At 71.2% G+C, this 8755-nt stretch carries 7 protein-coding genes; 2 read left to right on the top strand and 5 right to left on the bottom strand.

Annotation, left to right across the window (positions count from 1 at the left end; all coding sequences use genetic code 11):
• The 3 genes from G3573_RS17740 to hslV form a co-directional block, all read right to left on the bottom strand.
• A partial coding sequence (locus G3573_RS17740; protein WP_205598335.1) for a hypothetical protein occupies positions 1-182 on the bottom strand: 182 nt, incomplete at its 3' end.
• Positions 183-269: 87 nt separating this feature from the next.
• The gene (gene hslU, locus G3573_RS17735; RefSeq protein ID WP_163263028.1) at positions 270-1571 is read right to left on the bottom strand and encodes an ATP-dependent protease ATPase subunit HslU; all 1302 of its coding nucleotides are present in this window, start codon (positions 1569-1571) and stop codon (positions 270-272) included.
• 7 nt (positions 1572-1578) lie between these two features.
• Entirely contained in the window at positions 1579-2172 is a 594-nt protein-coding gene (gene hslV, locus G3573_RS17730; protein ID WP_163263029.1) for an ATP-dependent protease subunit HslV, read from the bottom strand.
• Between hslV and moeB the strand changes: the two genes are divergently transcribed.
• Positions 2165-2959, top strand: a complete 795-nt coding sequence (moeB, locus tag G3573_RS17725) for a molybdopterin-synthase adenylyltransferase MoeB (RefSeq protein WP_240454785.1) — start codon at positions 2165-2167, stop codon at positions 2957-2959. The two genes, hslV and moeB, sit on opposite strands and share 8 nt — an antisense overlap.
• Complete coding sequence (locus G3573_RS17720; RefSeq protein WP_163263026.1) at positions 2934-3998, top strand: alpha/beta hydrolase; 1065 nt, start codon at positions 2934-2936, stop codon at positions 3996-3998. The genes moeB and G3573_RS17720 overlap by 26 nt, the downstream gene beginning before the upstream one ends.
• Before the next feature lie 77 nt (positions 3999-4075).
• On the opposite strand, the gene G3573_RS17715 is transcribed toward G3573_RS17720, so the two are convergent.
• Both G3573_RS17715 and G3573_RS17710 read right to left on the bottom strand, forming a co-directional pair.
• Entirely contained in the window at positions 4076-7351 is a 3276-nt protein-coding gene (locus G3573_RS17715; protein ID WP_163263025.1) for a PAS domain-containing sensor histidine kinase, read from the bottom strand.
• A 90-nt stretch (positions 7352-7441) separates the two neighbouring features.
• The coding region (locus G3573_RS17710; RefSeq protein ID WP_163263024.1) for an ATP-binding protein at positions 7442-8755 on the bottom strand (1314 nt) is incomplete at its 5' end.

Raw genomic sequence — 8755 nt, 5'->3', positions numbered from 1 at the left:
GCGTGGTCGCCGTTCAGGGCGGCCAGCAGGGCGGCGGTCGAGCGGCCGGCGGTGGTCTGGGCCGGATCGGCGGCCGCCGTCGGTGTGGCGGGCGCGGCCTCCTGAGCGACGGCCGGGACGGCGGCGCTGGTCAGCAAGACGGCGGCGAGCGGCGCGACGGCCAGGCGGCGAAAGGCGTTCATCGAGGTCCCCCGAAGGCGACGAAAGCCCTACCGCCCAGGTCGGTCAACCGCCCAGTTACAAGCCCGCAATGCGGCCAGACCGGCCGTTCAGAGGATGAAGCGCGACAGGTCGGCGTTCTTGGCCAGCTCGCCCACCCGCTCGCGCACGTAGTCCGCGTCGATGGTGACGGTCTGGCCGGACAGGTCGGAGGCGCGGAAGCTCAGGTCCTCGACCACCTTCTCGATCACCGTCTGCAGCCGCCGGGCCCCGATGTTCTCGACCGAGGTGTTCACCGACACGGCCACGTCGGCGATCGCGTCGACGGCGTCCTCGGTGAAGGTCAGGGTGACTTCCTCGGTGGCCATCAGCGCCTGGTGCTGGCGGATCAGGTTGGCCTCCGGCTCGGTCAGGATGCGCCGGAAGTCCTCGCGCGACAGCGGCTTCAGCTCCACCCGGATCGGCAGGCGGCCCTGCAGCTCGGGCAGCAGGTCCGAGGGCTTGGCCACGTGGAAGGCGCCCGAGGCGATGAACAGGACGTGGTCGGTCTTCACCGGCCCGTACTTGGTCGAGACGGTGGTGCCCTCGATCAGGGGCAGCAGGTCGCGCTGCACGCCCTCGCGGGAGACGTCGGCCCCGGCCTTCTCCTGGCGGGCGGCGACCTTGTCGATCTCGTCGAGGAAGACGATGCCCTCGTTCTCGGCCAGCAGCAGGGCTTCCTTGGTCAGGGCCTCCTGGTCCAGCAGCTTGTCGCTCTCCTCGGCGATCAGCGGCGCCCAGGCGTCGCGCACCGGGATGCGCACGGTCTTGGTGCGCCCGCCCATGGCCTTGCCCAGCAGGTCCGACAAATTCAGCACGCCGATGCCCGGCTGGCCGGGGATGTCGAAGTTCTGGAGCGGCGAGCCGGTGTCGGCCAGGGCGATCTCGATCTCCTTGTCCTCCATCTCGCCGTTGCGCAGCTTCTTGCGGAAGCTGTCGCGCGTGGTCGGGCCGGAGCCCGGGCCGACCAGGCCGTCGAGGATGCGCTCCTCGGCCAGGCCCTCGGCGCGGGCGCGCACGCCGGCTCTACGCTTGTCGCGGACCATGGCGATGGCGGACTCGACGAGGTCGCGGACGATCTGGTCGACGTCGCGGCCGACATAGCCGACCTCGGTGAACTTGGTGGCCTCGACCTTCAGGAACGGGGCCTGGGCCAGCTTGGCTAGCCGTCGGGCGATCTCGGTCTTGCCGACGCCCGTGGGCCCGATCATCAGGATGTTCTTGGGCGTGACCTCGTCGCGCAGGTCCTCCGGCACGCGCCGGCGGCGCCAGCGGTTGCGCAGGGCCACGGCCACGGCGCGCTTGGCGTCCGCGTGGCCGACGATGAAGCGGTCGAGCTCGGAGACGATCTCGCGCGGGGAAAACTCGGTCATGCGCGGGTCAGCTCTCGATCGTTTCGATGGTCAGGTTGCCGTTGGTGAAGACGCAGACGTCCGCGGCGATGGCCATGGCCTTGCGCGCGATGGTCTCGGCGTCCAGCTCGGTGTTGTCGTAGAGCGCGCGGGCCGCCGACAGGGCGTAGGCCCCGCCCGAACCGATCGCGGTGACGCCGTGTTCCGGCTCCAGCACGTCGCCCACCCCGGTCAGGGTGAACATGGAATCCCGGTTGGCGGTGATGATCATCGCCTCCAGCCGGCGCAGGTAGCGGTCCGTGCGCCAGTCCTTGGCCAGGTCCACGCAGGCGCGGGCCAGCTGGTCGGGATACTGCTCCAGCTTGGCTTCCAGCCGCTCGATCAGGGTGAAGGCGTCGGCGGTGGCCCCGGCGAAGCCGGCGATCACCTTGCCCCCGGCCAGGGTCCTGACCTTGCGGGCGTTGCCTTTGATCTGGGTCTGGCCCATGGAGACCTGGCCGTCGCCGGCGATCACGGTCTTCCCGTTCCGGCGGACGGCGAGGATGGTCGTTCCATGCCAGTCCGGAAAAGCGTCTCGGTTCTGCATCCGGGCAGAAGTGGCGGGGCGAGGGCGCATGCGCAAGTCGGGGGCCTCCATGTCCAGCTTCACTGACGACGAAGTCGAGCGCTACGCCCGCCACCTGATGCTGCGCGAAGTGGGCGGCCCGGGCCAGCAGCGGCTGAAGACGGCCTCGGTGCTGCTGGTCGGGGCCGGCGGCGTCGGCGCGCCGGCGGCGCTCTATCTGGCGGCGGCCGGGGTGGGGCGGATCGGCCTGCTGGATCCCGACACGGTGGCCCTGTCGAACCTGCAGCGGCAGGTGCTCTACGGCGTCGACGACTTGGGCGAGCTGAAGGCCGAGCGCGGGGCCGAGCGGCTGCGGGCGCTGAACCCGCACGTGGCGGTCGAGGCCCTGCCGCTGCGCCTGGACGACGGCAATGCGCGCGAGCTGGTGCGCGGCTACGACCTGGTGCTGGACGGCACCGACGACTTCGCCACCCGCTTTGCGGTCAACGCCGCCTGTGTGGCCGAAGGCCGGCCGCTGGTCTCGGCCGCGCTCGGGCGCTGGAGCGGGCAGCTGGGGGTGTTCGCCGGGCGGCCCTGCTACCGCTGCCTGGTGCCTGAGATCCCACCGGATGCAGAGACTTGCGCGGCGGTGGGGGTGATCGGCGCGGTGGCCGGTGTGATGGGCTCCATGGCCGCGCTGGAAACGATCAAGGTTCTCTCAACGGCGGGTGAGGCCTTGACCGGACGCCTCTTCCTCTATGACGGTCTCGCCGGGACCGCGCGGACTGTGGGGGTGAGCGCGGATCCGTCTTGTCCGGTCTGTGGGGGGAAAGACTGCGATGAAGGTGCTGGGGATCCTGCTTAAGGCGACCCTGGTGATCGTGGCGCTGGTCACGGTCGCGGTGCTCGCGGTGTGGCTGTCGCTGCGCAAGCCCGACATCCCGTACGCCGAGCTGGAAAAGAAATACGCCACGGCGGCGTCGCATTACGTCGAGCTGCCGAGCGGGGTGCGGGTGCACTTCCGCGACGAGGGCAAGCCGGACGCGCCGGTGATTGTCCTGGTGCACGGCTTCAGCGCCTCGGCGCACACCTGGGAGCCCTGGGTGAAGCAGCTGGGCGGCGACTACCGGGTGATCTCGCTGGACTTGCCGGGCCACGGCCTGACCCGGGCGCCGGCGAACTGGAAGCCCTCGATGGAGGCCTACGCGGCCATGCTCGAGGAGTTCGCCGCGGCCGAGCAGCTGTCGAAATTCACTCTGGTCGGCCAGTCGATGGGCGGCAACGTGGCCTGGGAGTACGCCCTGGCCCGGCCCGAGCGGCTGGACGCCCTGGTGCTGGTCTCCGCTTCCGGCTGGCCGGTGACCCGGCGCGAAGGCGGCGACGGCGACAAGGTCATGAAGCTGATGGCCCGACCGTGGGGCCGCGCGGCCCTGCGCGACCTCGACGCCAGCCGGCTGATGCGCGAAGGGCTGGAGAAGGCCTACCAGAACGGCGACCTGATCACCGAGGCCACCGTCGACCGCTATGTCGAGCTGAACCGCGCGCCCGGCCACCGGGACATCGTCCTCGACCTGGCTCTGGGCTTCGACAAGCGCAACTTCGCCACGCCCGAGCGGCTGGCGGCGATCAAGACGCCGACCCTGATCCTGCACGGTCAGAACGACCGCCTGGTCCCGGTCGACGACGCCCAGAAGTTCGCCCAGGCCATCCCGGGCTCGAAGCTGGTGATCTACGCCAACACCGGTCACATGCTGAACGAGGAGCGGGCGGCGGAGTCGTCGGCCGACCTGAAGGCCTTCCTCGCCGCCCTGAAGCCCGCCGCGCCGAAGAAGCGGGTGGTGCTGAAGGCCGCGCCGCCGGCCAAGATCAAGGAGCTGAAGGAGTCGCCGCTGTTCTTCCAGTGAACGGCGACGAGCGGTGAAAAGCAAAACGCCCGCGGGTCGGACCCGCGGGCGTTTTTCGTTTCAGCCTCGAAGCGTGTTCAGGCCAACGCCTTGCGCACCGCCTGGGACAGCTCCTCCGCCTGGTAGGGCTTGCGCAGCAGCGGCCATTCCGGGGCGTGGGCGTCCTCCAGCGTCTCGCCGGAATAGCCGGTCGACAGCAGGATCTTCAGGCCCGGGCGCTCGGCGCTGGCCGCGCGGGCCAGGTCCACGCCGCTCATGCCGCCGGGCATGACCAGGTCGGTCATCAGCAGTTCGACGTCCGGATTGGCGCGCAGCACCTCCAGCGCGGCCGGACCGTCCGGCGCGGCCAGCACCGAGGAGCCCAGCTCCAGCAGCAGGTTCTCGACCACGGTGCGTACGCCCAGGTCGTCCTCGACCAGCAGCACGCGGCGGCCGCGCTCCAGCGGGCGCTCTTCCCGGGGTTCGGCGTGCGGTTCGACCCGGATCGGGGTCTCGTCGGTCAGCGGCAGGTAGAGGCTGACGGTCGCGCCCTGGCCCGGCGTGCTTTCCAGGCTGACGCCGCCGTCGGACTGGCGCGCGAAGCCGTAGACCTGGGCCAGGCCGAGGCCCGAGCCCTCGCCGACGCCCTTGGTGGTGAAGAACGGCTCGAAGGCGCGCGACATGACGTCGGCGCTCATGCCCGCGCCGGTGTCGATCACCCGCACGCGGGCGTAGTCGCCGGCCGGGGTGTCGGCCAGCTCGCCGTCGGCCAGGCGGGCGCGGTCGGCGACGATGCGCACCGTGCCGCTGTCGCCCAGGGCGTCGCGCGAGTTCACCGTCAGGTTCAGCAGGGCGCCCTCGAACTGGACCGGGTCGACGCGCACGGCGCCCAGGTCCGGATCGATCTCCACGTTCAGCTCGATCGCCTCGCCGACGGCGCGCTTGAGCATGGGCTCGAAGCCCGCGATCACCGTGCCGAGGTCCAGCACTTCCGGCTTGAACTCCTGGCGGCGCGAGAAGGCCAGCAGCTGGCGGGTCAGGCGCTCGCCGCGGCGACCGGCGGCGAGGGCGGCCTCGCCCAGGCGGCGGACCCGCTCGGGCTTGTCGGCCTGGCGCAGGATCATGTCGAGCGCGCCGATGACGACGGTCAGCAGGTTGTTGAAGTCGTGGGCCACGCCGCCGGTCAGGCGGCCGACCGTCTCCAGCCGCTGGGCCTGGGCCAGGGCGGTCTCGGTCTTGCGGCGTTCGTCGAGGCTGGCCTCCAGCTCGCGCGAGCGTTCGGCCACGCGGCGCTCCAGCTCCTCGCGGGCCAGCACCGAGTCGGTCACGTCGCGGGCGACGCCGCACAGGCGGATGACGGCGCCGTTCTGGTCGAAGATCGGGAAGGCCTTGGCCTCGACCGAGCGCAGTTCGCCGTCGGTCGGACGGATGACGCGGTACTGGAGGACCTGGCTGACGCCCCGGCGGACGGCGTCCAGCCCGGCGATGGCGCCCTCGGCGTCGTCCGGATGCAGGATCGAGCGCCAGGCGCGGGCGTCGTCCATCAGAGCATCGCGGGAGACGCCCCAGACGCGTTCGCAGGCCGAGTTGATGAAGATCATCCGGCCGGTCGCGGCGTCGCGCATCCAGACCACGTCGTCGGAGGTCTCGGCGAAGCTGCGGAAGCGCTCCTCGCTGTCGCGCAGGGCGTCCTCGGCCAGCTTCTGGTCGGTGATGTCCAGCGCGGCGCCGGCGTGGCCGACATAGCGGCCTTCGGCGTCGTAGCGGGGCTCGCCGAAGTCGCGCACCCAGCGCCATTCGCCGTCGTGACGTCGGATCCGGTACTCGTGCCGGAACGACGCCTGCTCGCGCACGGCGCCCAGGTAGACGTCGTTGCAGGCCGCCTGATCGTCGGGGTGGATGGATTCGACCCAGCCGTGGCCGAGGTCCTGCTCCAGGGTCCGGCCGGTGAACTCCAGCCAGCGGCGGTTCAGCCAGGTGACCTGGCCGTCGGGGCCCGACAGCCAGATCAGCGCCGGGGCGGCGTCGGCCACCTCGCCGAAGCGGGCTTCGCTCTCCAGGGCGGCGGCCTGGGCGGTCTTCAGGTCGGTGACGTCGTAGTTGACGCCGCGCATGCCGACGATCTCGCCGCCTTCGCGGATCGGTTCGCCGCGGCCGACCAGCCAGCGGACGCCGCCGTCTTCGCTGAGGATGCGATACTCCGCCTCGTAGGTCTCGGTGGCGCCGCTGCGCGCCGCGGCCAGGGCGGCGTCGACCGACGGACGGTCGTCCGGGTGGATGCGGGCCAGGAACTGCTCGACGTCGGCGTAGGTCTGGGCCTCGACGCCCCAGATCTCGGCCATGCGGCCGTTGACCTGCGCCTCGTTCGTCCGGGCGTTGAAGCTCCACACGCCGACGCCGCCGGCCTCCTCGGCCAGGCGCAGGGCGGTATCGAATTCGCGGCAGCGCTGCTCGGCCTCGTAGGCTTCGGTGACGTCCTGGCCGGAGCTGAGGGTGCCGGTGACCTCGCCGCGTTCGTCGCGCAGCACCTTGCCGCGCCAGGCGATCAGGCGGCGCGCGCCGTCCGGGCGCACGATCCAGCCCTCGCCCTCTTCGGGCATGTCGCGGCGGCCTTCGACCACGTCCTTGAAGAAGCCGTGCGCGTCGACGCGCTGCTCCTCCGGCAGGTAGGCGTCGATCCAGTTCTGGCCGACTACGTCCTCGACCGTCTGGCCCAGGATCTCGGCGCCCTTCAGGTTGACGTCGCGCACCTTGCCGTCGGGGCCGAGCACCAGCAGCATCACGCCGGCCACGTCGAAATACTGCTGGCCCAGGTCGTCGCCCACGGCCTCCGGCTGGACCAGGTTCTCGGTCTCCACTAGGGCGGAGGTCGAGCCGATCACTTCGCCGACCCCGTTCAGCACCGGCATGGCGGTGACCGACACCAGAATGCGCTTGCGGGTGCCGGGGTTGGCGATGACGTGCTGGAAGCCCTTCACGGTCTGGCCGCGGAGCGCGCGGGCCGCCGGCAGCAGATCCGGCGGGATCAGCCGGCCGTCGGGATAGGTGATGCCCCAGGTGGCCGAGTGGAAGCGCAGGCCGATCAGCTCGGAATCCTTGCGGCCCAACAGTTGGTGAGCGGCGCGGTTGGCGAAGGTGAACTTGCCCGCGGTGTCGGTCTCGACCAGGGCGACCGGCACCGAATTGAGAATGTCGTACAGCCGGCGCTCGTACCGATCGGAGGTCTTTTCCGTGGTTTCCAGCTCGCGCGTGGCGTCGCGGTGGCGTTGGGCGGCGCGCGCGGCCAGGGCGAATCCCAGCACCGCAAGGGCGAAGCCCGTCACGGCCAGGATAGCGAGCACGAGAACCGGATTGATCTCGCCTTCGATCAACATCGCACGTCACCCCCCGAACCCGGCGTCAGGCTGCAAGACGCGGGCCGTTTCAACGGCATAGCGCAGGTTTACGACGTGTGCACCACCGGCTCAGGCGGCGCGATGCGGATTTGCGCTCACAGAGGCCGGATCGGCGGTCAACTCTTGGAGAACGCCCAGCAGAACCGCCGCGTGGATGGGCTTGCTGACGTGCCGGTCGGCCCCCGCCTGCCGGCTGGCGGCGACGTGTTCGTCCAGCGCGTTGGCGGTCAGGGCGACGATCGGCGTGCGGGCGCGGCCGGCGCTGATTTCCAGGGCGCGGATGGCGGCGGTGGCCTCCAGGCCGTCCATCACCGGCATCTGCAGGTCCATCAGCACGACGTCGAACTCGCCGCGTTCGAACGCGTCCAGCGCCTTGCGCCCGTCGTCGACGACGGTCAGCTCGACCCCGGCCGGCTCCAGGATCAGGCGCACGACGCGCTGGTTGGTCGGATGGTCCTCGGCCAGCAGGATGCGCAGGCCCTCCCGCCCGGCGGTTTCCGTGGTCGCCTGGGCCGCCACGGCGGAGGCCTCGGCCCGCGCCAGCGGCAGGACCACGGTGAAGGTCGAGCCCTCGCCGGGGTTGGAGCGCGCCTGGATCGACCCGCCCATCAGCCGGCACAGCGAGGCGCAGATCGACAGGCCAAGGCCCGTGCCGCCGAACTTGCGCGTGGTGGAGGCGTCGGCCTGCTCGAAGCGGCGGAAGATCCGTTCGCTCTCCTCGCACGGGAAGCCAATGCCGGTGTCCGAGACGGTCAGGCGCAGGCCGGCTTCGTCGGCGTCCGCCGCCAGGGTGACGCCGCCGGTCTCGGTGAACTTCACCGCGTTGCTGAGCAGGTTGGACAGGATCTGGGCCACCCGGATCTCGTCGCCGACCCACACCCCGCGCGCGGCCGGCGAGACCGTGCAGGTCAGGGTCAGGCCCTTGGCCTCGGCCGCGCTGCGGTGGATCTCGGCGATGCGCGGCACGCAGCCGTCCAGGTCGAAGGCGATCGGCGTCAGGCGCATCTCGCCCGCCTCGATCTTCGAGAAGTCGAGGATGTCGGTCAGCACGTGCTCGAGCAGGCGTCCCGAGGCGGCGACCAGCTCGGCCAGTTCGCGGCTTCGCTTGCTGCGGGCCTCCTTGACCAGCAGGTCGCCGGTGGCGACCACGCCGTTCAGGGGCGTGCGCAGTTCGTGGCTCATGTTGGCCAGGAACGAGGACTTGGCCAGGTTGGCCTTTTCCAACTCGGCGGTGCGCTCGCGCACCCGATCTTCCAGGGTGGCCATCAGGTCGTCGGCCTCGCCGCGCGCTTCGCGCAGCGCGCGGGCCAGGGCGCCGATCTCGTCGGTGCGGGCTTCGACCGCCTCCAGCGGCGCGCCGCGGCCGCGCGCGCCGGCCCAGGC

Source organism: Caulobacter sp. 17J65-9 (assembly GCF_010975005.1).
GTDB lineage: Bacteria > Pseudomonadota > Alphaproteobacteria > Caulobacterales > Caulobacteraceae > 17J80-11.
Note: the sequence above shows the minus strand (reverse complement) of the source record. Positions and strands in the feature narration are given on the sequence as shown.

Excerpts from the sequence above, each read along its gene's own strand:
- hslU (WP_163263028.1), bottom strand. The coding sequence starts at position 1,571 with ATGACCGAGTTTTCCCCGCGCGAGATCGTCTCCGAGCTCGACCGCTTC.
- moeB (WP_240454785.1), top strand. The coding sequence starts at position 2,165 with ATGCGCAAGTCGGGGGCCTCCATGTCCAGCTTCACTGACGACGAAGTC.
- G3573_RS17720 (WP_163263026.1), top strand. The coding sequence starts at position 2,934 with ATGAAGGTGCTGGGGATCCTGCTTAAGGCGACCCTGGTGATCGTGGCG.
- G3573_RS17715 (WP_163263025.1), bottom strand. The coding sequence starts at position 7,351 with ATGTTGATCGAAGGCGAGATCAATCCGGTTCTCGTGCTCGCTATCCTG.